At 54.5% G+C, this 23,368-nt stretch carries 17 protein-coding genes; 11 read left to right on the top strand and 6 right to left on the bottom strand.

The window, feature by feature from the left end; genetic code table 11:
- The first annotated feature begins 50 nt into the window (after positions 1–50).
- Entirely contained in the window at positions 51–797 is a 747-nt protein-coding gene (locus J9880_RS08440) for a flagellar brake protein (protein ID WP_095923925.1), read from the top strand.
- A gap of 8 nt (positions 798–805) precedes the next feature.
- Here the strand turns inward: J9880_RS08440 and J9880_RS08435 are convergent, their stop codons facing one another.
- Positions 806–1,564 (bottom strand): SDR family NAD(P)-dependent oxidoreductase, encoded by a 759-nt coding sequence (locus J9880_RS08435; protein ID WP_095923926.1) that lies wholly within the window; start codon positions 1,562–1,564, stop codon positions 806–808.
- A gap of 126 nt (positions 1,565–1,690) precedes the next feature.
- Between J9880_RS08435 and J9880_RS08430 the strand changes: the two genes are divergently transcribed.
- The 4 genes from J9880_RS08430 to J9880_RS08415 all read left to right on the top strand — a co-directional run bounded on the left by J9880_RS08430 (position 1,691) and on the right by J9880_RS08415 (position 6,236).
- Entirely contained in the window at positions 1,691–2,590 is a 900-nt protein-coding gene (locus tag J9880_RS08430; RefSeq protein WP_165772352.1) for a LysR family transcriptional regulator, read from the top strand.
- An 84-nt stretch (positions 2,591–2,674) separates the two neighbouring features.
- Positions 2,675–3,799 (top strand): inner membrane protein YhjD, encoded by a 1,125-nt coding sequence (gene yhjD / locus J9880_RS08425; RefSeq protein WP_232770314.1) that lies wholly within the window; start codon positions 2,675–2,677, stop codon positions 3,797–3,799.
- A 287-nt stretch (positions 3,800–4,086) separates the two neighbouring features.
- Positions 4,087–5,409, top strand: coding sequence for an MFS transporter (locus J9880_RS08420; RefSeq protein ID WP_119825452.1), 1,323 nt, complete (start codon positions 4,087–4,089; stop codon positions 5,407–5,409).
- Positions 5,410–5,468: 59 nt separating this feature from the next.
- Positions 5,469–6,236, top strand: coding sequence for a CDP-diacylglycerol diphosphatase (locus tag J9880_RS08415; RefSeq protein WP_119825454.1), 768 nt, complete (start codon positions 5,469–5,471; stop codon positions 6,234–6,236).
- A gap of 58 nt (positions 6,237–6,294) precedes the next feature.
- Here the strand turns inward: J9880_RS08415 and J9880_RS08410 are convergent, their stop codons facing one another.
- Both J9880_RS08410 and pdeH read right to left on the bottom strand, forming a co-directional pair.
- The gene (locus tag J9880_RS08410) at positions 6,295–8,349 is read right to left on the bottom strand and encodes an AsmA family protein (protein WP_232770313.1); all 2,055 of its coding nucleotides are present in this window, start codon (positions 8,347–8,349) and stop codon (positions 6,295–6,297) included.
- A gap of 212 nt (positions 8,350–8,561) precedes the next feature.
- Positions 8,562–9,338, bottom strand: coding sequence for a cyclic-guanylate-specific phosphodiesterase (pdeH, locus tag J9880_RS08405; RefSeq protein WP_095923932.1), 777 nt, complete (start codon positions 9,336–9,338; stop codon positions 8,562–8,564).
- 322 nt (positions 9,339–9,660) lie between these two features.
- Here pdeH and J9880_RS08400 point away from each other — a divergent pair, with 322 nt between their 5' ends.
- Both J9880_RS08400 and kdgK read left to right on the top strand, forming a co-directional pair.
- Positions 9,661–9,864 carry a 2-hydroxymuconate tautomerase family protein gene (locus tag J9880_RS08400; RefSeq protein ID WP_095923933.1) on the top strand — a complete coding sequence of 68 codons (204 nt, stop codon included), beginning with the start codon at positions 9,661–9,663 and terminating at the stop codon, positions 9,862–9,864.
- A gap of 193 nt (positions 9,865–10,057) precedes the next feature.
- Positions 10,058–10,996: a 2-dehydro-3-deoxygluconokinase gene (gene kdgK / locus J9880_RS08395; RefSeq protein ID WP_232770312.1), complete on the top strand. Its 939-nt coding sequence runs from the start codon at positions 10,058–10,060 to the stop codon at positions 10,994–10,996.
- 244 nt (positions 10,997–11,240) lie between these two features.
- Here kdgK and J9880_RS08390 read toward each other — a convergent pair whose 3' ends face one another.
- The 3 genes from J9880_RS08390 to hmsP all read right to left on the bottom strand — a co-directional run bounded on the left by J9880_RS08390 (position 11,241) and on the right by hmsP (position 16,577).
- Positions 11,241–12,758, bottom strand: coding sequence for a M16 family metallopeptidase (locus J9880_RS08390; RefSeq protein WP_095923935.1), 1,518 nt, complete (start codon positions 12,756–12,758; stop codon positions 11,241–11,243).
- Positions 12,759–13,084: 326 nt separating this feature from the next.
- Positions 13,085–14,368: a dicarboxylate/amino acid:cation symporter gene (locus J9880_RS08385; RefSeq protein ID WP_133823063.1), complete on the bottom strand. Its 1,284-nt coding sequence runs from the start codon at positions 14,366–14,368 to the stop codon at positions 13,085–13,087.
- Positions 14,369–14,594: 226 nt separating this feature from the next.
- Positions 14,595–16,577, bottom strand: a complete 1,983-nt coding sequence (gene hmsP / locus J9880_RS08380) for a biofilm formation regulator HmsP (RefSeq protein WP_232770311.1) — start codon at positions 16,575–16,577, stop codon at positions 14,595–14,597.
- 559 nt (positions 16,578–17,136) lie between these two features.
- On the opposite strand from hmsP, the gene J9880_RS25080 reads away from it, so the two are divergent.
- From J9880_RS25080 to bcsB, 4 genes are read left to right on the top strand one after another with little or no spacing between them, the layout of a single operon-like run.
- A complete protein-coding gene (locus J9880_RS25080) occupies positions 17,137–17,898 on the top strand; it encodes a cellulose biosynthesis protein BcsO (RefSeq protein ID WP_269812097.1) in 762 nt (253 codons plus the stop codon).
- On the top strand, positions 17,889–18,692 hold the full coding sequence (gene bcsQ, locus J9880_RS08365) for a cellulose biosynthesis protein BcsQ (RefSeq protein ID WP_119825464.1): 804 nt from the start codon (positions 17,889–17,891) through the stop codon (positions 18,690–18,692). Before J9880_RS25080 ends, bcsQ begins: the two co-directional genes overlap by 10 nt.
- Before the next feature lie 29 nt (positions 18,693–18,721).
- Positions 18,722–20,821, top strand: coding sequence for a UDP-forming cellulose synthase catalytic subunit (bcsA, locus tag J9880_RS08360; RefSeq protein WP_095923940.1), 2,100 nt, complete (start codon positions 18,722–18,724; stop codon positions 20,819–20,821).
- On the top strand, positions 20,818–23,301 hold the full coding sequence (gene bcsB / locus J9880_RS08355) for a cellulose biosynthesis cyclic di-GMP-binding regulatory protein BcsB (RefSeq protein ID WP_232770310.1): 2,484 nt from the start codon (positions 20,818–20,820) through the stop codon (positions 23,299–23,301). Before bcsA ends, bcsB begins: the two co-directional genes overlap by 4 nt.
- Positions 23,302–23,368 lie beyond the last annotated feature (67 nt).

The following is a 23,368-nucleotide window of genomic DNA, read 5'->3' as shown; positions in this document are numbered from 1 at the left end:
GGCAACGGCTGCGCCATTAATTTGCATTTATTTCTTATGAGGTGTGGCAGGTGAGCGAAGTATCCAAAGAGTCGTTTGCTAAGCGGAACACGCTGGCAATCTTGTCCGTTCTGCGTGACTTAAAGAAGAATCAGACGCTGGTAATGGTCAGCCACGCCCGCGGGCAATTTATCAGTAAAATTCTGGACGTGGATCCCGATAACCACCAGTTCCTGTTCGATCTGGGCAGCTCAGATTATGAAAACGGTCTGGCGATGGAAGCGGACTCGCTGAGTTTTGTCGCTGAACCGACCGGCGCGAAAGTAGAGTACTCCTGCAGCAAAGTCCGTCAGGTGACGTTTGAAGGTTTGCCTACCTTTACCTGCGATATTCCCCCGGTGCTGTATTTCATTCAACGTCGTGAGTATTTCCGCGTGAATGTGCCGTGGCTGCCGGATTACCGTTGCAGCGGAACCTTACCGGACGCGACCGAGTTCGCCTACCGTGTCAGGGACATTTCCCTGGGCGGGCTGGGGCTGGAAATTGACGGGATCACGCCGCCGGAGATCACCTCCGGTTCCGTGCTGAAAGATTCGATGATCCAGCTTGCCGAACTGGGCACCTTTAAAGTGGATTTAGAGTATCTGGGCGCAATGGCGCGCAAATCAGTGAGCAATAAAGGCGAGACGGTCAGCACGCAGCGGCTGAGCTTTAAGTTTCCGCATTTGTCGCCCGCGCAGGAACGTGACCTGCAACGGGCGATTTTCGAGCTGGAAAAACAGCAACATATGAAAGCAAAGCGTTTCCAGCACGACTGAACCTGCCATCAGATGAACATGCCGCCTGACGCTTCGACGCGCTGGGCGGTCATCCAGCCCGCTTCATCGCTGAGCATCAGCGCCACCATATCCCCGATATCATCCGGTAATCCGGCGCGCCCCAGTGCCGTGTTGCTGGCAACAATTTTGTTCACTTCCGGGTTATCGCGCACCATGCCACCGCTGAAGTCGGTTTCGATCGCGCCGGGAGCCAGCACGTTGGCGGTGATGCCCCGCGCACCCAGTTCTTTTGCCTGATAGCGGGTCAGCACTTCAATCGCGCCTTTCATCATGGCGTAAGCGGATGATCCCGGCAGCGCAAACCGCGCCAGACCGCTGGAAATATTCAGGATGCGGCCACCGCCGGCCATCAGCGGCAGCAGTTTTTGGGTCAGGAAGAACGGCCCTTTCAGGTGCACATTCATCATCAGATCAAACTGCGCTTCGGTAGTCTGCGCAAAAGACTCATGCAAACCCACACCGGCATTGTTGACCAGAAAATCAAAAGTGTCGCGCTGCCACACCTGTTGCAGCTGAGTTTTTACCTGCGCCACAAAAGCGTCAAAGCTGCCGGACTCGCCGGTATTGAGCGGCAAGGCAACGGCTTTTCCGCCCTGAGCTTCCACCGTGGCGACCACTTCCTGCGCCGCAGCGGCCTGGCTGTGGTAAGTCAGAATCACGTCAACGCCCTTTTTTGCCAGCTTTTCAATGGCATTCTTGCCTAAACCACGGCTTCCGCCGGTCACAATTGCGATTTTACGATTCATTTCAGACCTCATTGGCTTTTTGCATCTTCTGCATCGGATGAAATACAGCCTATTGGATTACTCAGGCGTGATAAATGGTCCATAATGAGTTTCACTGTCTCAGTATCAACAACAATCAGGCAAAATGTGGATAAAATTCAATCAATGCAGGTTTTTGTACGGGTCGCGGAGCTGAGCAATTTTACCCGTGCGGCAGAAAGTCTGGGATTACCGAAAGGCAGTGTGTCGCGTCTGGTGCAACAACTGGAAACGCGGATGTCGGCGCGTCTGCTGCACCGCTCAACGCGCCGCGTGCAACTGACGCAGGACGGACAAGTCTTTTATCAACGCTGCAAGGAGTTGCTGGCCAGCATGGATGAACTGGAATCGATGTTTCAGTCGAATCCGGCCAGCGTCAGCGGGCGGTTGCGCGTCGATATGTCTGTGGGAATGGCAACGCATCTGGTGTTGCCGCGACTGGCCGAGTTTTTTAACCGTTATCCGGCGCTGGAAATTGAACTGAGCAGCACCGATCATCGTGTGGATGTGGTGCGCGAGGGGTTTGACTGTGTGATCCGCTCCGGCACGCTGAAAGACTCCGGGCTGATTGCGCGTCCCCTCGGCCAGCTCAGCGTGATTAACTGCGCCAGCCCCGGTTATCTGCGCCGTTACGGCACGCCGGATCACCCTGATCAGCTGGCGCAACATGCGATGGTGCATTACGAACAGACCCTCGGCAGCCACACCTCCGCCTTTGAATATCTCGACGGCAAGCAGGTAAAAACGGTGAAAAGTGGCGGCGCGGTGACCGTTAACAGCACCGAAACTTACGTCTCTGCCTGTCTGGCCGGTCTTGGGATCATTCAGGCACCGTTGATCGGCGTGCGTGACGCGTTGGCGGGCGGCCAGCTGGTGAGTATTTTGCCGCAGTTCCGTGCGCCGCCGATGCCGGTCACACTGGTTTATCCGCACCGCCTGAACCTTTCCCGCCGCGTAAAAGTGTTTATGGACTGGCTGACAGAAATCACCCAAACGTTCATTGCCTGAGCGGTTAAACCGCTGCGGCATAGCCTGAGCAACTCAGGTGTCTATACTTAAGGCTGGATGCACTTTTATGGACGACATGGATCAATGCCCATCATTTCAAAAAAAGAACCGAAAACGCAGGAAACTACCGCGCCGCTGATTAACCTCAAAACCGGCAATCAGACGGTGGATAAAAACATTGGCCGCTTCTCGCGGCTGGTGGAGCACGTCCAGTCCTGGGGCTGGGTCGCGCATCTGCTGCGTGCCATGGAACGTTTTAACGATCGCCTGGGCAGCCAGTTCGGCGCGGCCATCACCTATTTCTCCTTTCTGTCGCTGATCCCCATTCTGATGGTGTCTTTCGCCGCCGTGGGGTTTGTGCTGGCCTCAAATCCCGATCTGCTGGCCCAGCTGATCAACAAAATCGTCAACAGCATCAGTGACCCGAATCTGGCGAATACGCTGAAAAGCACGGTGAATACCGCCATTCAGCAGCGTACCGCCGTGGGCTTGTCCGGTCTGCTGATTGCGCTGTATTCCGGCGTCAGCTGGATGGGCAATTTGCGTGAGGCGATCCGCGCTCAGTCGCGTGATGTCTGGGAACGCAATCCGCAGGATCAGGAGAAGATTTACCGCCGCTACATCCGCGATTTTATTTCCCTGACCGGGCTGGTGCTGGCGCTGATCATCACGCTGTCTCTGACGTCTATTGCCGGTGCGGCGCAAAAAACCATTGTCGATGCACTGGGGCTGGGCGGCATCGACTGGCTGCGTCCGGTGATGACCAGTATTACGCTGGTGATTTCCATTGCCGCCAACTATCTGCTGTTCCTGTGGATTTTCTGGATGTTGCCGCGCCATAAGCCTCGCAAAAAAGCCTTACTGCGCGGCACGCTGCTGGCAGCGGTAGGCTTTGAGGTGATCAAATTCGTGATGACCATGACGCTGCCGAAACTGGCGACCTCGCCTTCCGGTGCGGCGTTCGGGTCAGTGATCGGTCTGATGGCGTTCTTCTATTTCTTCGCCCGTCTGACGCTGTTTGTCGCGGCGTGGATCGCCACGGCGAAATACAAAGATGACCCGCCGATGCCGGATCCGAAGCAAAAGGCCACCAAACACGCAAAAACGGCCACGGGAAACGACAGTGAATACACACCGGACAACCTCATCGTGCCAGATGAAATGCATATAACCGACGTTAATGCTGAGAATGAAGTTAAAAAGCAGTGAATAACACCAAATAAAGCCGGGCGTAACCCTGAAAACCAGAATAACTGACTAAGAGCCGTACTTTTATTTCGCGGTTTTGCAGTCAGTTACTCTGACTTTTACCCATTCGCCAAACTTATGATTGGCGAAATCCTGCCCTGATAAAACATTCCCCCGATCCACCCTGAATTGCCCTTTCCCCCTGCTTTCGTTGCGTTGAAATACCGCCGCGCTCTGCATAAGATGCCTTTTCGATATACATTTATTTACATTAGATCCCTCCCACTCATTACAAATAAGAAACACTTATGCAAGCCACTATCACTCCAGAATTAGAAGCTGACGCGCAATTGGTGAGTCAGAACTCCCGCGGCAAAGTCATCGTGGCATCGCTTATCGGTACGGCCATCGAATTCTTCGACTTTTACATCTATGCCACCGCTGCGGTGATTGTTTTCCCGCATATTTTCTTCCCGCAGGGGGATCCGACGGCAGCCACGCTACAGTCGCTTGCCACCTTCGCCATCGCCTTTATCGCACGTCCGATCGGCTCCGCGCTGTTCGGTCACTTCGGCGACCGCGTTGGCCGTAAAGTCACCCTGGTGGCGTCTTTGCTGACCATGGGCGTGTCCACCGTGGTGATCGGCCTGCTGCCGACGTACGCGACGATTGGCGTCTTCGCACCGTTGCTGCTGGCACTGGCGCGCTTTGGTCAGGGGCTGGGACTGGGCGGTGAATGGGGCGGCGCGGCGCTGCTCGCCACTGAGAATGCCCCGGCGAAGAAACGTGCCCTGTACGGTTCTTTCCCGCAGCTTGGCGCACCGATTGGCTTCTTCTTCGCCAACGGCATGTTCCTGCTGCTGTCGTGGCTGCTGACGGACGAACAGTTCATTTCCTGGGGCTGGCGTGTGCCGTTCCTGCTTTCTGCGGTGCTGGTCATCGTCGGTCTGTATGTGCGCGTTTCCCTGCACGAAACGCCGGTGTTCGCCAAAATCGCCAAAGCGGGCAAACAGGTCAAAGTGCCGATCGGCACGCTGTTCACCAAATACAAAAAAGCCACCCTCCTCGGCACCTTCATCATGGTCGCGACTTACACGCTGTTCTACATCATGACCGTGTATTCACTGGGTTACGGCACGGCGGCGAAACCGGTGGGTCTGGGCATTCCGCGTAACGAATTCCTGCTGATGCTGATGATTGGTGTGATCGGTTTCGGCGTGATGGTGCCGGTAGCCGGTCAGCTGGCGGATAAGTTTGGCCGTCGCAAAACCATGATTTGCATTACGCTGCTGATGATCGTCTTCGCGCTGTGCTTCCCGACCATTCTGGGTGCCGGTTCACAGGCGCTGGTGATGGTGTTCCTGCTGTGTGGTTTTATGGTGATGGGGCTGACCTTCGGCCCGATGGGCGCGCTGCTGCCGGAACTGTTCCCGACAGAAGTTCGCTATACCGGCGCATCCTTCTCCTATAATGTGTCTTCGATACTGGGCGCATCCGTCGCGCCGTACATCGCCACCTGGCTGGCAACCCATTACGGGTTGTTCTATGTGGGCGTTTATCTGGCCTCAATGGCAACGCTGACGCTGATCGCGTTGTTACTGTCGAAAGAAACCGCCCATCAGTCACTGTAACTGACCCGGACACCGTGCCCGGTTTGCGCCCGGCACGGTTTCTTCAGCGAAGGTTTCTTATGCGCTTGCGTCGATTTATCCTGCCTGTCCTGCTCCTGCTTATCGTCATTGCTGCGGCCCTCTGGTATTTCTGGCCTCACACCTCCAATCCGAACGCCCTGTGGAACATCGTCAGTAAGAAATGCGTGCCGAATCAGCAAAGCACGGGCAAACCCGATCCTTGTGTGCAGGTGGATGAACAACATGGATTTGTGGTGCTGAAAGACCTGAACGGCCCGCTGCAATATTTGCTGATGCCCACCGCGCGCATCACCGGTATGGAAAGCCCCGCCCTGCTGGAACCGGCCACACCGAACTTTTTCAGTCAGGCATGGAATGCGCGGCATTTTATGGCGGATAAATACGGCAAACCGATTGATGACGCCAATGTTTCGCTGGCGATCAACTCACAATACGGCCGCTCGCAGAATCAGCTGCATATCCATATTTCCTGTCTTTTGCCGCAGGTGAAAACCACGCTGAGCAGGGATGGCGGGCAGATGGGGTATAACTGGCAGGCACTGCCGGATAAATTGCTCGGGCACACTTATCTGGCGCGCAAAGTGACCTCAGCCGAGCTGAATGAGAAAGGCGCGTTCCGGCTTTTGGCAGAAGGCGTCCCGGAAGCGGAGAAGAAGATGGGCCATTTCGGTATGGCGATGGTCACCCTGCCGGGCGGCGACTTCCTGCTGCTCGCCAGCGAACGCGACCTGCTGAAACTCAATAACGCCTCCACGGAAGAGATCCAGGACCACAATTGTGCGGTACTGGATCCGGTGCCTCAGTAATACAGATACCCGAAGGTGATTAATGCCAGCGCCTTCCCCTCTCACGAGGGGGAGGAGCTTACTTCTCTTTCATCTGCTGCAATATCGGGCCGCACTGGTTTTCTTCATTGTCGCTTGGGGAAATCAGCGCCAGCAGGGCAGCGGCCGGAGCGACGACGGCACCCAGCGCGACGGCTGCCGCACCCCGGGCGATCAACGGCCCCGGTTTGACACCCGCATCCGGATTTTTGTACGTGCCGCGCACATACAGCGGTGAACGTAAGGTCAGGATACGTACCCCCTTACTTTCCGGATTGATCGATAGGTCCAGCCGTTCGGTCGCCATGTTGGTGTTGCCGGTAATGTTGATCACCGCATTCTCGGTATCGAACACAAACAGACGTGGCGTAACCAGCCCGTTCCTGACATTAACGTTGGCGGCGGCGCAGTTAATCGCCACTTCGTCATCACCAAACAGTTTACTCACCACATAGTTACCGACATTCAGACCGGCCAGTTCCATCAGGCCACGGCTGATCACGCCATCGTTAATCAGGATTTTCATGTCGCCGTTACTGGTCCCCAGCAGCGCGGCGACGGAGTTCCCGGTGCCGGTCAGGGTTGCGTCACCGTTCAGGTCACCCAGACTGCGCTCCATCGACTGCACGCTTGGCAGCAACTGTTTCAGTTTCAGCTTACGTGCATGAATGTCCGCACGCGCCTGCATCGGCGATTTGTCGCCTTCCAGCCGGATGGTGGAATTTAGATTACCGCCCGCCACACCGAAACGCAGCGGGTCGAGCAGGATCTCGCCATCGTTGAGTTTCAGATGAGTGCTCAGATCGCTCAGTGGCAGGGATTTGCCGTGCTCAATGCGTTTGGCGCTGAACTTCACATCGGCATCCATCACGCGCCAGCTTTTGGTATCGAACTTCTCCACCGGCAAGACTTTGTCGGAAGGCTGGCGGGTCGTTTCGCCGCGTTTGGCTTTATCCTTGTTGGAATCGGCACCAATCAGCGGCGCCAGATCGGCAAAGCGCAGCTGTTTGGAAACCACTTCGCCGCTCAGTTTAGGCCGCGGTTTACTGGCCTGATAGGTCAGTGAACCGTGAATATCGCTGTCGCCAATTTCGCCGTTAAAGTTTTGATAACGGTAAACCGCGCCGTTTTTGCCGTGTAACGTCGCCGATAAATGGCCGTCGGTGGAATACGGCGGGGTTTGCGGTAACAACACACCGGTCAGACCATACAAATCGGACAACGTCTGGCCGGAGAATTTGAGACGTAAATCCAGACCGCCGAGATTCATCGCATCCTGCAAGGTCCCCGTCACGGCCACCCGCGTGTTGCCGGAGCGCACATCCGCCTGTAACGGGAACAGCGCATCGGGATCTTTCAACGCCAGCATGCCGCCGATTTTACCGCTGCCGGAGAGGGATTCGCCGTTGTATTTTCCGTCCACTTTCCAGCCAAACACGTAAGGCGGTGTTTTGGATTTCGGTGCATCGCTCTTATCACCGACCACTTCGGTAAACGGCAGCGGTTTGCCCAGCGGATCAATCACCGCGCGGAAATCGGCTTTCAGTTGGGCATCTTTGTAATCGATCTGACCGCGGTCAAATACGATGTCATTGAGGGTAAATGACCAGGCGGAAGGCGGTTGCGCCGGGTCTTTCTTCTCGCTGTTGGCGAGGTTGAACGTCCAGTTATTTTTGCCATTATCCAGACGCAGCAGCGAGGCATCCGGCTGTTTCAGCCAGATCGTGGGGATTAGCACTTCTTTATGCAATAACGCCAGCGGCGCAATGCTGGCATCGACGCGGGCGAGTTTCACCATCTGCGCGTCTTTTTCGCCGGTCTGTACATCGGATGGGTTGCCGAGCACGATATCTTCCGCATGAATGTGCGGCCAGGGCACCCACGCACGCCAGCCCGCTTCATCTTTATGACGCGACCAGTCGACGCCCAGATCGCCACGGATGGCGAAAGTGCGGTTAAGTTCTGTACTGACTTTTTGATTGATGGTGGGTTTGAGCCGGTTCCAGTCGAACATCGCGATGAAAATCACGATAGCAATCAACAGAATGATAATCACACCCACAACCCAGGAAATCACTTTACCTGTGCGCGTCATAAATCTGTTCCTTTCAGACAGTTAACGAATCCCAGAGTTTAACCATAGTAGAATTCATCGCAGCTTGCCGGAAACGGTATAAACGCAGGGGAAAGAAACCGCAGGAGGAAGAAAAGGAAAGAGAAGTGAAATCAAGGCATTGGAAATGCATCACACCACAGCAACTCACCAGACACTTTGAGACTTAGCCTTAGCGGGTCAGGTGTGATCCATTATCCTTTGAAATGTATCGGCAGGTTGTCCAGATTATCGAAAATCGTCGGGCGCGCCAGATAATACCCCTGTGCGGCCAGCGCATCGGAATTACAGACCATCGCCCATTCTGCGGCGGTCTCGACCCCTTCTATAATCACGCCTTTACTGTAACGGTTCATCAGCGTCACCAGCGTGTAAAACAGCCGTGAGCCTTCTTCGCTCTGCCCCAGAAGGATAAACAGGTCGCGGGCAATTTTGATGTATTCGTAATGCCAGGTCGTGAAGGAAGAGAAGTTGGCGATACCCTGCCCGAAGTCATCCAGCCATAAACGGTCGGATTGCTCGATTTGCGACAGCGGAATGCTCAGCGCATGTTCGGCGCTTTCGACCAGTTCGAAACGGACGTACGGCATGGCGCTGATTTGCGCCCGCAGCGCCGAATCAGATTGCAGCATTTCCAGCACCTGACCATCGACGTTAATCGACGCCAGTAATTCATGTTCGATAAACATCGTCTGCCAGCGTTGCAACAGGTCGAGTTGCTCCTGCACGATTTGCAGGCGTTTACCCACCGCAATCGCGACAAAATACGCTTCCGGCGAAATGAATTTATGCGGGTTCGCAGGATGGAAAACCCCGGTCAGTAATTCAATTCCCAACAGCTTTCCTGTGGTGCGATAAATGGGCTGAAAACGGTACACTCTCTGACACTGACGCCAGTAAGATTGTGCTTTTACGCGCTCTATGGCGGTAAAAGAAGGCGTAATCAGCCCTAACATCATCTTCGTGATCATATTTTTCTGCCGTCATGAATAAGAATCGGATTATCAGGGACATGCGGCAACATGTGTTGCGTGACTACAATGAGATTCATGTCAACAGCCTGTGTTTCAGGAAACACCGTGTTTCATGGAGGCAAAGTAGCCCGATTTCCTGGCTTTCTTTAGTAGAGTTATCTATCGGCGCTGCGCGGGGAAACTTTAATCACTCCGCATTTCCCTGCAATCTGTGCGCATAAAAAACCAAAAAACCGCGCTGGAAGTTCTTTTCCGCAGGCTCTACATTGGAGGCACTGAAACATGTCATTGACCGCCCATTCACAACCCGGAGAAAAAAATGCCTTACGTTAATATCAAAATTACCCGCGACGGCGCGACGGCAGAACAGAAAAAAGCCCTGATTGCCGGTGTGACGCAGTTACTGGTGGATACGCTGGGTAAAAATCCGGCCACCACGACGGTGATCATTGATGAGATCGATACCGATAACTGGGGTCTGGGTGGCCGTCCGGTGACCGAGTTGCGACAGGAAAGCAAGTAACGCCCTCAGGTGGAAGTGCTGCCACTTCCACTTTTTCCTGCATTTTTGCTTCGTTTTTTTGCCTCCTGCCTAAAAAAATAAAACCTCGTTTTAATTTATTTGACTGACCGCATTCTTATGAAGAGACTAGAGCGCAATAATGACGGTCTTTTCTTTCCTTTCGTTTTAATGCTTCAGACATAGGCCAGGTACAATGACCCGCAAAAACATTGCCGTTATCGGCGAATGCATGATCGAATTATCTCAGAAAGGCGATGCGCTTCACCGTGGTTTTGGTGGCGACACGCTGAACACGTCTGTTTATATTTCCCGCCAGGTTTCCCCTGATGCGCTGAACGTGCATTACGTGACCGCGCTCGGCACCGACAGTTTCAGCAATGAAATGTTGCAGGCCTGGCAGCAGGAAGGCGTGAACACGGATCTCACCCAGCGTCTGGATAACAAACTGCCGGGTCTGTATGTGATTGAAACCGACAGCACCGGCGAGCGCACCTTCTACTACTGGCGCAACGACGCCGCCGCGCGTTACTGGCTCGACAGCCCGCAATCGGAAGAGATTTGCCAGAAACTGGCAGAGTTTGATTATCTGTACCTGAGCGGTATCAGTCTGGCGATCCTCAACGACGAAAGCCGTGATCGTCTGATGACCCTGCTGAAAGCCTGCCGTTCACGCGGTGGCAAAGTGATTTTCGACAACAATTACCGTCCGCGCCTGTGGGCCAGCAAAGAGCAAACCCAGGCTGCGTATAACACCATGCTTTCCTGCACCGATATCGCCTTCCTGACCCTTGACGATGAAGACATGCTGTGGGGCCAGAAGCCTTACGATGAAGTGATTGCGCGCACGCATGCGCTGGGTGTCAGTGAAGTCGTGGTCAAACGCGGCGCCGACAGCTGCATCGTCTCCAGCGCCGAAGGCGAGCTACATGATGTACCTGCCGTAAAACTGCCGAAAGAGAAAGTCATCGATACCACAGCGGCCGGGGATTCGTTCAGTGCCGGGTATCTGGCGGTGAGACTCACCGGCGGCAGCGCGGTGGAAGCGGCGGTGCGCGGGCATGAGACTGCCAGTACCGTGATTCAGCATCGCGGGGCGATCATCCCGATGGAGTTTATGCCAGACCGGGGATAAAAACGCGCTGGCTCTGCTTCTGCTGCGAAGGGGGGGGAGCTGACCGAATTCTTACTCAACAAACGTGATTAAAAACGCGCTGGCTCTGCTCCTCCCCCTGCGAAGGGGGAGGCTGGGAGGGGGTTTTAAAAACAAAAACAGCGGTCAAACCACGCTTTAACCCTATGATTTATCTTTAATACCCCACCCCAACCCTCCCCTTCGCAGGGGAGGGAGTCGACCGAATTCTTACTCAACAATCTGCTTATTGCGCACTCGTTGCCGCCGAAGCCGCCGGCACATCCCCGGCAGGTGCTTCTGCCGCCGGAGCGGTCTCCGCCGGAGCCATGACGTTGTCATACACCGCCCGCAATTCTGCCGCATTCACTTCAGGTTCCCCTTTCGGTTGCGCGATCAGTAACGCTGGCTCGCGGGACAACTGCTGCTTCAGTTCCTGATTCAGGACCGGTAAGGTCAGCGTCGAAAGGAACTGCTGGCGCAATTGCTGATACTGTTCCGGGGCGATATCCACCACGCCATTTTGCTGTGAACGTAAACGCTGGCTCATCAGCACATCGGTATCGGTGCGGGCGTAAGTCGCGAACAGTTTACTCAGCTGATCATTCTTCTGCGCAATCAGCGCATCAAATTCCGCCTGAGAAATCCCTTTGTCGCGCACTGCCAGCAATTCTTCCGACAGACGCTTAAACAGCTCGGTCAGTTTGGCTTGAGGCGCTTCAATGCGGATGGCACATTGCGCGCGCTGGTACTGCACATTGCAGTCAAAGCCCAGTGCCGGAGCCGGAGTCGTCGCGTCTTTCTTACTTTCAAAGGCGCTTTTCAGCTGCTCCTGCAAATGCCAGAACAACGCTTCGCGCGCCAGATCACTGCGCCAGTACGCGGCCAGCGCCTGTGACTCCTGGATCGGCTGCCATGCGTTATCCCACATTAACGACACGCGATCCTGCGTCAGGTTTTCATCCATCACGGTCATGGATTTGGTGGTGACTTCAGACAGCGTCGGCAGGGTCTGCGGCGTTTCACGTTTGCCTTTCAGCGAAGAGAAAGTGCGGTTGATTTGCTCACTCAGACCGCGGCCATCGACATTCCCGACCACAAATAAGGTCATCGCATCAGGGGTATACCACTGATGATAGAATTTGGTTAATGCGTCGATATTGATAGGTTTGGTGGGTAACTGGTCAGGATTATGGCCGACCAGCGTCGAACCGGCGATACGGGCACGCCACCAGGGATCCTGCGTATTTTGCGGTAACGAGCCGACCGGATCCTGCGATTCCTGCCGCGCGGCGTTTACCAGCGCCGGAGTGACCGGTATTTTTCCTGCGGTGTTTGCCAGCCAGTTCAGCGCGTCTTTCAGCAGCTCCGGACGGTTGTTCGGCAAACTCAGGTTATATAAGGTGAAATCATAAGAACTGACAGCAGGCGGCAAAGGCCGCTGCGGATTGATACTTTGCTGCCACAAAGACTGTAGCTGAGCCGTGCTGAAGCCTTCGCTGTGCATCAGCGCCAGACGAGGAAGGAAATGGGCATAGCCGGTTTGCTGGGCGGATTCTGCCAGCGACCCGGTGCGCACGACCAGACGTAATTCAATGCGATCGCTCGGGCGTTGCGGCGTGGTCAGCAACTGCCAGGTAAATCCATTGTCCAGCTTCCCCTGCTGCCAGGCCGGGTCTGGTTGTAATGCTTCAGCTTGCACATGACTTGCGGCTGCTGCCAGCAGCAATCCACCAATGAGTAAACGGATTTTGGTGCCCTGCATGTGAACCCCTACGTAATGACAATCCAATTTTCAATTTGCTGTCCTGCCGGTGTCAGTTGACTCGCCCACAGGAACTGAATGCGTAAGTTTTAGGACGTAAAATACAGCCCTTCGTTAGACCGCACATTTTTCGCAATGTCGCGCAGCCTGCAAAAATATTCTGGGAAGTAACGCCGGATGAGGCATCAGAGGGACATATTATGAAGATAATCCACCGGTTACATCAAGTAACCGGGGGTTATTAGGCGAGATTGAGGCTAAATAAATGCGTTTTCGGAAACCCTTTTCGGAATTTCTTTCCGCTTACTGACGTTTATTCAGAAAATTCAGGCAGATTTCTCGGCTTCTGTCAGACCTTTCTGACCGTTCAGCGTCGCCTTTAACTGTCCTTCATCGAGCTGATCACACCATTTCGCCACCACAATGGTCGCCACGCCATTACCGACCAGATTGGTCAGCGCACGCGCTTCTGACATAAAGCGGTCAATACCCAGGATCAGCGCCAGACCGGCAACCGGTAAATGCCCTACCGCAGACAGTGTCGCCGCCAGCACGATAAAGCCACTGCCCGTGACACCCGCCGCGCCTTTGGAAGACAGCAACAGCACCACAATCAGGGTGATCTGATGCCAGATATCCATATGCGTATTGGTGGCCTGGGCGATAAACACCGCCGCCATCGTCAGGTAAATTGAGGTGCCGTCGAGGTTGAAGGAATAACCGGTCGGGATCACCAGACCGACCACTGATTTCTTACAGCCCAGGCGCTCCATTTTATCCAGCATACGCGGCAAGGCGGATTCGGAGGAGGACGTACCCAGCACGATCAGCAGTTCTTCTTTAATGTAATTCACAAACTTGAAGATACTGAAGCCGGTGAAGCGGGCGATAAGCCCCAGCACCACGACCACGAACAAAATACAGGTCAGGTAGAAGCACAGGATCAGCTGACCCAGTTGCACCAGCGAACCGACGCCGTATTTGCCGATGGTGAAGGCCATCGCGCCGAATGCACCCAGCGGAGCCAGACGCATGATCATATTGATGATGCCGAAAATGACCTGCGAGAAGCTTTCGATGACGTTGAAAATCAGCTGGCCTTTATGGCCCAGACGGTGCAGCGCAAAACCGAACAGCACGGCAAACAGCAGCACCTGCAAAATATTGCCGCTGGCGAACGCGCCAATGACGCTGGACGGGATCACATCCAGCAGGAACGGAATGATGCCCTGACTTTGCGCCTGCTCGGCGTACACCGCCACAGCTTTGGCATCCAGTGCCGCCGGGTCAACGTTCATCCCGGCACCCGGCTGCACGATATTGACGATCACCAGCCCGATGATCAGCGCAAGCGTACTGACAATTTCAAAGTACAGCAGCGCGATCGCACCGGTACGGCCAACGGCTTTCATGCTTTCCATGCCGGCGATGCCCGTAACCACCGTACAGAAGATCACAGGGGCGATGATCATTTTGATTAATTTAACAAAACCATCACCAAGTGGTTTCATCTGAGCGCCCAGCTCAGGGTAAAAATGGCCCAGCAGAACACCGACGGTAATTGCCAAAAGAACCTGAAAATACAGGCTCTTGAAGATTGATTTTTTCATGTTATTGCCATCCTGATGTGATTGTATCGCCCTTTATTTTGTAGGGTCGGAGGTCATGAGCGACAGCCGGAAAGTAACACCAACACAACATGATGGAAATATTTTGTTTCCCTCTGCAATGGCGACTCATGAAAAACCAGAGCGGAAACCATTCAGCTGAGAATTTAGTAAGTAAAGAAAGTAAAAAAGTGAGGAAACAGGCGGGTTTTCCCGCCGGCAGGCAGGATCAGGAAGGCTGGCAGAACTGGCGTTCAAACTCTTTTTTGGAAAGCGGTGCGGAGAATAAATACCCCTGTCCGATGTGAATATTTTCCTTCAGCAGCCAGCGGCGCTGGGCTTCATTTTCGACACCTTCCGCCACCAGCTGAATATTCATGGCGCGGCCTATCGAGGCCACGATATTCACCATCACTTCATCGTCAGGCAGAACGCTGACGAAACTGCGGTCAATTTTAATCACGTCAATCGGCAGCGAACGCAGCCGGTTGAGGTATTCGAGACCGGAGTAACCCAGACCGAAATCATCCAGTTCAATCGAAACGCCGACAGCGCGCAGTTCGCTGAGTAACAGCAGCGCGCGATCTAAATCATCAATACGTGCCGTTTCGGTGATTTCCAGCACCAGTTGCCCCGGATTGATTTTATAGCGGCTCAGCAGGCTGCGCAGCTCCGGCAGGAAATTACGCTGCTGCACCTGAGCACCGGAAAGATTCACGGACAACGGTAACGTGATGCCGCGCCGTTGCCAGTCCGCCAGGATCTGACAGCCCAGTTCAAGAATTTTGTATCCCAGCAAACTCATGACGCCAATTTCTTCGGCCAGCACAATAAAATCGCTTTCCAGCCCGTAACTGCCGTCCGTCATTTTGCGGCGCAACAGGGCTTCCGCACCGACCACCTCGCCGGTTTTCATATTGACCTGCGGCTGGATAAACAAGGTGAAGTCGTTCTGCTCCATCGCATGCAGGATTTCGTTTTCCTGCAACAGGCGCTTCTGGATTTTCGCCGTCAGTTCCGGTTCAAAGAACAGGATCTGGTTTTTCCCCTGCTGATACGCCGACACTCTCGCCGCCCGCGCGTTGACCATCAGTTGCTGCGCGCTCACCGGGAATTCGCCGGTGTATTGCACGATGCCAATACTGCCGGTCGGATGCAGCGACATATTGCCCGCATGGCTTTCCTGCGGCGCATTGATGCGCTCCATGATGTGTCTGGCCAGACGCATCGCCATAAAGGGCCGGGGAATATCGCCCGCCAGCACCGCAAACTCGTTGTAGCTCAGACGCGCCATCAGGCAATGCTCCGGCAGCACCTCCATGATGGATGAGATCAGCGGACAATCGACATGGCCGTCATCGCGCAGGCTCTCAATGCCGATCAGCAGCAGATGGAAACCTTTTTCCAGCTCCGCGCCATGCAGACGGTGTTGCAGGCGCTGCATAAACTGTTCTTCGCTGTTCAGCGCACCCTCTGACGGCAGCAGCATTTCGGTGACAGGCGGACGGGCTTTTTCCCGCTGCTGCTGATTGCGGTTATAGCTGCGCACCAGCATGCCGATTTCATCGTCTTCATGGCGTGGCGGCAGGGTCAGCTGATGGTGTGGCACATCACTTTCCGGCAGGGATTCCAGATCACTGGCGATGCTGCGCAGCGGTTTAACGATCAGCCGGTTAATAATCCAGCTCAGGGAAATCGACAGGATCAGCGCCAGTAAAAGGTACGTCGTCAGCATGGTCGACAGCGCGCTGACAATAAACTGATACATGCGGTAGGAATCTGCCTGCAACACCAGATAAGCCAGCGGTTTGGGATCTTTCGGGCTGGCCGCCGCAGAATAGAGAGGAACGGAAATCGTCACCGGTAAATTAAAGCCCCGGGTGACCCATTGCGGCACCGGGCGGCCAGGCGGGAAATGCGTGTGCAGCGCGGCGATTTGGTTAGGCATCACGACATCGGCGCGGCTTAATATGCCCACCGGTTGCAGGGTGTTCAGGATATCCTGCGTTTCTTCCAGATCGACATCCAGCACCGCCTGAGACAGCGGAACCCGGACAGAATGAGCTATGTTTTCAAGTTGCTGGGCGTAATCATCCCTCCGCTGCTGCACAAAGTGAAACAGCTGGATGACGATGAAAATACAAATGGTGATTGCCGCAATACTGGATACCGCCGCCATCTGTTTGATCGTTAGTGAACGCCTGACCCGCAACTTAATTCTCCATCAATCGCCGACCCGATTTGCCCCGCCCGCCTGAGCAGGCACGGCACTTCTGCGCAGTATACCTTATAACGTGTTATTTCGAGGCGTTACACCACGTTTTGACTATAAAAAACAACATCTTTGCCGGAAGGCTTCTACACTGATAATTCATGAGGTTATTTAACTTACGAAATCCATACATTACTTACTGTAATCGAATAATAAGGAAAAACCGAACATCCTGACTTGAATACAACTTATGAAGTGAGTGTGCTGGTGATCACGGTAAAGACAAACTATTCCACTACATTAAGACAAACAACCAGCAAATGAAGGCTAAAAACCTTGTGTGACAGCCAGTTATAGAGGTGTTGTTTTTTATGCGGGAAATTCTTATTTTTTGTAAAATGTGCTCTAAGCTGTAAAAGAACTGATATATTAAGACGAGTCTTATTCCCACATAAAACTTTAAAAAAATTAAACCTTCCACACGCTTTGTTAGCGGCCAATCCGGGCCGTTTTGACGTCCAGAAAACACCGATATATATAATCCTACCGGGCGGGATTTATGAATAAATATGATGATATTAAACGTTTTATGGATAAGACGAAGTTGGAAAAGCTTGATTATAAAGAGCTTAATGAAAAATCAACGGGTGAATCCATTACGGGTTCAATGAATCAATGGACGTTGATTAAACAAGTTTCTGCCAGCGAAGAACCTGCGGGTCCCCTCGACAATGGCCGCACGACGCAACCCACCCCACAAGCCATTTCAGCGGATGAGTTTTCCTTATCTGCGGCTCAGGCTGCGTCTGAACATCATGCCGCGCCGCAACCGGAAACGCAGCCTGCCACGCACGCGCAAAGCACGCCGATGTCATCGGAAGTGGCTCCGCCGGCTGCCGGTTTTGGCTTGCTGGATGCGCTGCGCGAAACACTGCCCCCTGCCCCTGTGGCGTCACAGCCCGCGCAACATCAGCCTGTTCACACGGCACCGACGTTGCACGCGCAGTCTGTGATCCCTGACAGTGGGTCAGGTTTGCTCGATTCCCTGCGTAAAGCCATGCCTGAAGCGCCGCCGGTTCAGACACCGGCACCGGTTGCCCAGCCTGCACCGGTCCGCGCCGCACCACCTGTACAGCAACCCGCGCCAGTGCGCAGCCCGTTACCCGCCAGCCCGGCGCACGTGGCGTCTCCGGCGTCTGCTGATGCTAACCAGCGCTTTAAACAGATGTTTAAACAACGGGCTCCGCAGCCTGCCAGCGCTTATTTACATCGCGACACACCGCTTCAACCCTTGTTAGAGATGATTGCCTCATGCCGTTAGTTTGCGTTTGTTCACCGAAAGGTGGGGTAGGAAAAACCACGGTGGCCTCCAATCTGGCCTATTCCCTTGCCCGCAGTGGCAGCAAAGTGCTGGTCATCGATTTTGACGTGCAGAACGCCCTTCGCCTGCATTTCGGTGTGCCGATTTCCGATACCCGTGGTTTTGTCGCCGGTTCGGGGAATGAATCCGACTGGAGTCAGTTCATCCTCAAAGCGGGTTCCAATACCTTTGTCTTACCTTACGGCGAAGTGACGGAAGATCAGCGGCTGGAATTCGAACACCAGCTCGCCAGCGATCCGCATTTTTTACAGCGCGGATTAAACACCGTCCTGAATTATCCGGGATTGATTATTATTGCCGATTTCCCTCCGGGTCCGAGTCCGGCATTAAAAGCCGTTCAGGCGATTGCGGATTTACATGTTGTGGTGATGCTGGCGGATACCGCGTCATTATCTTTATTGCCTTTAATGGAAAAGAATAAATTAATTGGTACCCCGCTTAATAATAAGAAGGGTGAATATTATGTGGTTAACCAAAGTGACACCCGCCGGACATTAAGCCGCGACGTCACGCAATTTTTCGAACAGCGTTTAAATGAAAGATTATTAGGCACAATCCACAGGGATGAATGTGTGCCAGAGGCGAATGCCTCGCAGCGCTCTATTATTGATTTCAGTCCGGTCTCTGCTTCGGCATTTGATATTGAACTGATCAGCAAGAAAGTCGCCGCCATTTTAGGGATTAAAGTCGGTGATGGTGAATTACACGCCGCACCTAAATCTGGCAGTTATTAACTATCACTGTTAACAGCGACCCCAAAGCGATGAATAAATTCCTGTTTTCCTTACTTGTGCTTCTGCTGCTGCCGGTGGCAGCAGTCATCATTATTGCCCCGATGGACAGTCAGAAGCAGTACATTTTTGGCCTGATCAGCATCGGGCTGTTATTCCTGCTGGGCATCAGTAAAAGCCGCCGCATCAGTGTGGTCATGGTCATCATGTCCGTCATGATGTCGACGCGGTATATTTACTGGCGCGCGACAGAAACGCTGCATTTTAATTCAACGATAGAAGCCATCTTAGGGATCGGTTTATTTCTCGCCGAACTGTATGTCTGGATTATCTTATTGCTGGGCTACCTGCAAACCACCTGGCCATTAAAACGCACCATCGAACCGTTGCCGGATGACACCTCCCTGTGGCCGACGGTCGATGTGTATATTCCGTCGTACAACGAAAGTCTCGACGTGGTGCGTGATACCGTGCTGGCGGCGCAGTGCATCGATTATCCGAAAGACAAAATCAAAATTTATGTGCTCGATGACGGTAAACGCGATGAATTTGCGGTGTTCTCGGCGGATGCAGGCGTTGGCTATATTACGCGTAATGACAACTCCCACGCCAAAGCCGGTAACCTGAACCATGCGATGAAACTCACCAAAGGCGAGCTGATTTGCGTATTCGACTGTGACCACGTGGCGACACGCGCGTTCCTGCAGGCGACCGTCGGCAGCTTCCTGAAAGACCCCCGTCTGGCGCTGATCCAGACGCCGCACTACTTCTATTCGCCTGACCCGTTCGAACGTAACCTTTCTGCCGGCCGCACCATGCCGAACGAAGGCGCCCTGTTCTACGGCCCGGTTCAGCAAGGTAACGACAACTGGAATGCGACCTTCTTCTGCGGCTCCTGTGCGGTGATCCGCCGCGTGGCGCTGGAAGAAGTCGGCGGATTCGCCGTGGAAACCGTCACCGAAGATGCCCACTCCGCGCTGAAAATGCAGCGCCGTGGCTGGAATACCGCGTTTCTGGATATCCCGCTGGCAGCCGGTCTGGCGACGGAACGTCTCGGTCTGCACGTGGTTCAGCGTACCCGCTGGGCGCGCGGCATGACGCAGATTTTCCGTGTGGATAATCCGCTGCTCGGCCGTGGCCTGAAATGGCAGCAACGTCTGTGCTATCTCAACGCCATGCTGCACTTCCAGTTCGGCCTGCCGCGCGTGGTGTTCCTGACCGCGCCGCTGGCATTCCTGCTGTTTAACCTGAACATCATTTCCTCGTCCGCCAGCCTGATCTTTGCTTACGCGCTGCCGCACCTGGTGATGTCGCTGTACATCAACTCCCGCATGAATGGCCGTTTCCGCTATACCTTCTGGGGCGAAATCTACGAAACCGTGATGGCCTTCCACCTGATCCTGCCAACGATTGTGACCATGTTCGCGCCAAAACGCGGCAAATTTAACGTGACGGATAAAGGCGGTTTGCTGGATGTCGGTTTCTTCGATTTCAACATCGTCAAACCGCACCTGATTGTCGCGATCCTGATGCTTGCGGGTATCGGATACGGCATCGTGCGCGCCGTATTTCATGATTACTTTGCCATCGACCCCAGTGTTGTCGCGCTGAACATTGCGTGGGGCAGCTTCAGCGTGCTGATTTTACTGGCGGCGATTGCCGTAGCGAAAGAAACCCGTCAGGTGCGTAAAACCATCCGTATCGACGTGGCGATCCCGGCGATTATTCATTACGCCAACGGCATTTCACTGCGCACCACCACCATTGATATGTCGATGGGCGGTGTGCAACTGGTGACGCCGGATGTGCGCTATCTCAATGAAGAAATTGAAGAAGTGGAGATCCAGCTTTCTTCCGGTGCGGAGAGCTTCCCGGTGACGCAAGTCAGCGGAGACAAAAACCGTCTGCGTCTGCAATTTGAAAACCTGCCGTTGTCGAAACGCCGCGAACTGGTGCGCGTGGTGTTATGCCGCGCTGATGCCTGGATTGGTGAAGAATATCCGCCGGATAATCCGTTCAAATCACTGGCAAGCATCATCCGTTGCGTGTTTGAGTTGTTCTATAACACCTGGAAAGAACGCCGCGCCAAAAATAAACCCGCTGACGCCACCAGCAAGAGTGAAGCAGCATGAATCGAACTCGTAACCTGATGATGAAGCGCCGTTTATCTGCTGTGCGGGGCATGTCCCTGTTCAGAAAAATCACCACCGGTGTGTTACTGACTTTCAGCAGCCTGCCGTTGTCACAGGCGGAAGAAACGCCCGCCCCTGCACTCGATCCGGCAACCAGCCTGCCTGCCGCGCCGTCATGGCTGCCGCCGGTCACCCCCATGCCGGGCGAAAGTGCGCCAGCCAGTGACACCACGCCTGCCGCCGATGCGCCGCAGACGGACACCACACCGGCGAATAACAGCGCGCCGGTGCCTGATGTGTCTGCCGATCCTTCCGCTGCCCCTGCGCCCGTCATGCCGCTGGTGCAGCCGGTGACCAGCAATGTGACGGTCGCCGAAATGGGCCAGCCGAACGGGCTGACGCTCAGCGGCGGCCAGTTGCAGTCCGGTATTATTTTCACGCTGCCTGCGGATGAAGTGGTGACCAATGCGCACCTGTCGCTGGCACTGAAAATTTCCCCGGCGCTGATTGCCCGCGATACCACGCTTGAACTGATGCTCAACGGCCAGCCGCTGGGTAACCTGCCGCTGAACCAGAGCAGCAACGGCGGCGATGTCTACGATCTGGACATTCCGTCGGCCATGGTGGTGTCGAACAACAACCTGAGCTTCCGCGTGCATGACAGCAACACCATGACCTGCGAGAAAGATCAGTCGGACAAGTATTGGGTCACGATTTTGCCGACCACCAGCATCGGGCTGGAAGGTCAGCAGCTGAACATTGGCCGCAATCTGGGTAACTTCCCGCGCCCGTTCTTTGATGGCCTGCAAATGCAGGAGTCCAAAATCACCATGGGCTTCTCCGCGTCCATGAAACCGGGCGATGTCAGCGCAGCGGCGATGGTCTCGTCTTATCTCGGCATGTTGTCCGATTATCGCAGCGTTGATTTTCCGGTCATCCTGAACGATTTACCGGATCAGAACGGTATTCTGTTCGGCAAACCGGGGGATAAAATCGGCTCCCTGACCCTGCCGGCAAGCAGTGGTGCCTCGATTCAGATCATCGATAATCCGATCAATCCGGTCTACAAACTGCTGCTGGTGCTGGGCAACGACGATAACGAACTGCGTCAGGCCGCGTATCGCCTGATCAGCGCCGGTCTGCCGAATAACACCGATCATCTGGATGTGACGCAGCAGACGATCCCGTCGAGCAAACCTTATGACGCGCCGCGCTGGATCGACACTTCCCGTCCGGTCACGCTGGGCGAGCTGGCGGGTAAAGATCCGGATTCACTGATTTCCAACGGCATTTATCATGATGGCATTCAGGTGGCGTTCCGCGCCGCGCCTGACCTGTTCATGTGGGATGGCCATAACATTCCGGTGCGCATTGATTACCGTTTCCCGACCGAAAACTGGATTGATGAAGACAGTTCAAGACTGAACGTCTCCATCAACAGCAACTTCCTGCGCAGCCTGACCGTCAACAAAGTCGGTCTGCTGGAAAACATCTGGCGTCGCCTCGGCGGTGACAGTCGTCAGGAACGCTACACGCTGCAACTCGCGCCTTACCTGATTTACGGCGACAACCAGCTGCAATTCTATTTCGACATCAAGCCGAAAAAAGATGCGCCGTGCAGCATTCTGACCAGCGACAACATCAAGAGCCGTATCGATCCGAAATCCTTCATCGACCTGAGCGGAAGCTACCACTTTACCCAGTTGCCGAACCTGTCGTATTTCGTCGGTGCGTCTTATCCGTACTCCAAACTGGCGGACTTCTCCGACACCCTGATGCTGCTGCCGCCAGCACCGGGCGCGGATGAAATCCACACCCTGCTGAATCTGGCCTCCCGCGCCGGTAAAGCCACCGGTATGCCGGTTAATCATGTGCAGGTCGCCTTTGGTCTGAAAGGGGATGAGCAGAATAACCCGCTGTTTGATCGCGATATTCTGGCCGTCACCACGCTCGGCGACACACCGTTCAACCAGCAGTTACTGGCGGATTCGCCGTTCAGTGCCAATGCGGGTTCGATGGGTGTGAGAACGCCGACCCAGGTGCAACGCGTGGTGGCCTGGCTGACCGGCGACTGGTATCGCCAGCCGGTGGATGCGGACCGCTATCTGTCGTCTACCGGCGCATGGCGTGGCTTCGTCAGCTACCGCTCGCGCTGGTCCGCCGATCACGTGGTCGTGGTGGCTACCGGCACGGACGATCAGCAGTTGCTGAAAATCCATAACGATTTGAAATCACCGAAAATCAACGCCAACGTGCGTGGCGATCTGGCGATCATTACCGATGAAAACGGTATCCGCAGCTTCTCCGTCGGCCAGCAATTCCCGACCGGACAAATGCCGTGGTACATGATGGTGCTCTGGTACGCCAGCACACACATTGTGATCTTGTCCTTTATTGCCACCCTGATTTCGCTGGTTATCGGCCTGAGCCTGTTCGTCGTCCTGCGTCGTCATGCCGCTAAACGTCTGGGTCAGAAATGAAAAGCATCGGCTTTATAACAAAAACAATGACGTTCCTCCCGGTTTCGGGCGGCGACTCTCTGGCGAT

Origin of the sequence: Rahnella victoriana (assembly GCF_021276285.1) — a bacterium.
GTDB classification, from domain to species: Bacteria; Pseudomonadota; Gammaproteobacteria; order Enterobacterales; family Enterobacteriaceae; genus Rahnella; species Rahnella victoriana.
The sequence above is the reverse complement of the archived record's forward strand: the minus strand, read 5'-3'. Positions and strand labels throughout refer to the sequence as shown.

What these genes read in the sequence shown, in the direction of transcription:
- J9880_RS08420 (WP_119825452.1), top strand. Translation starts at nt 4,087, where the DNA reads ATGCAAGCCACTATCACTCCAGAATTAGAAGCTGACGCGCAATTGGTG.
- J9880_RS08390 (WP_095923935.1), bottom strand. Translation starts at nt 12,758, where the DNA reads ATGCAGGGCACCAAAATCCGTTTACTCATTGGTGGATTGCTGCTGGCA.
- J9880_RS08415 (WP_119825454.1), top strand. Translation starts at nt 5,469, where the DNA reads ATGCGCTTGCGTCGATTTATCCTGCCTGTCCTGCTCCTGCTTATCGTC.
- J9880_RS08410 (WP_232770313.1), bottom strand. Translation starts at nt 8,349, where the DNA reads ATGACGCGCACAGGTAAAGTGATTTCCTGGGTTGTGGGTGTGATTATC.
- bcsA (WP_095923940.1), top strand. Translation starts at nt 18,722, where the DNA reads ATGAATAAATTCCTGTTTTCCTTACTTGTGCTTCTGCTGCTGCCGGTG.
- bcsB (WP_232770310.1), top strand. Translation starts at nt 20,818, where the DNA reads ATGAATCGAACTCGTAACCTGATGATGAAGCGCCGTTTATCTGCTGTG.
- bcsQ (WP_119825464.1), top strand. Translation starts at nt 17,889, where the DNA reads ATGCCGTTAGTTTGCGTTTGTTCACCGAAAGGTGGGGTAGGAAAAACC.
- J9880_RS08385 (WP_133823063.1), bottom strand. Translation starts at nt 14,368, where the DNA reads ATGAAAAAATCAATCTTCAAGAGCCTGTATTTTCAGGTTCTTTTGGCA.
- kdgK (WP_232770312.1), top strand. Translation starts at nt 10,058, where the DNA reads ATGACCCGCAAAAACATTGCCGTTATCGGCGAATGCATGATCGAATTA.
- J9880_RS08435 (WP_095923926.1), bottom strand. Translation starts at nt 1,564, where the DNA reads ATGAATCGTAAAATCGCAATTGTGACCGGCGGAAGCCGTGGTTTAGGC.
- pdeH (WP_095923932.1), bottom strand. Translation starts at nt 9,338, where the DNA reads ATGATCACGAAGATGATGTTAGGGCTGATTACGCCTTCTTTTACCGCC.
- yhjD (WP_232770314.1), top strand. Translation starts at nt 2,675, where the DNA reads ATGCCCATCATTTCAAAAAAAGAACCGAAAACGCAGGAAACTACCGCG.
- J9880_RS25080 (WP_269812097.1), top strand. Translation starts at nt 17,137, where the DNA reads ATGAATAAATATGATGATATTAAACGTTTTATGGATAAGACGAAGTTG.
- J9880_RS08400 (WP_095923933.1), top strand. Translation starts at nt 9,661, where the DNA reads ATGCCTTACGTTAATATCAAAATTACCCGCGACGGCGCGACGGCAGAA.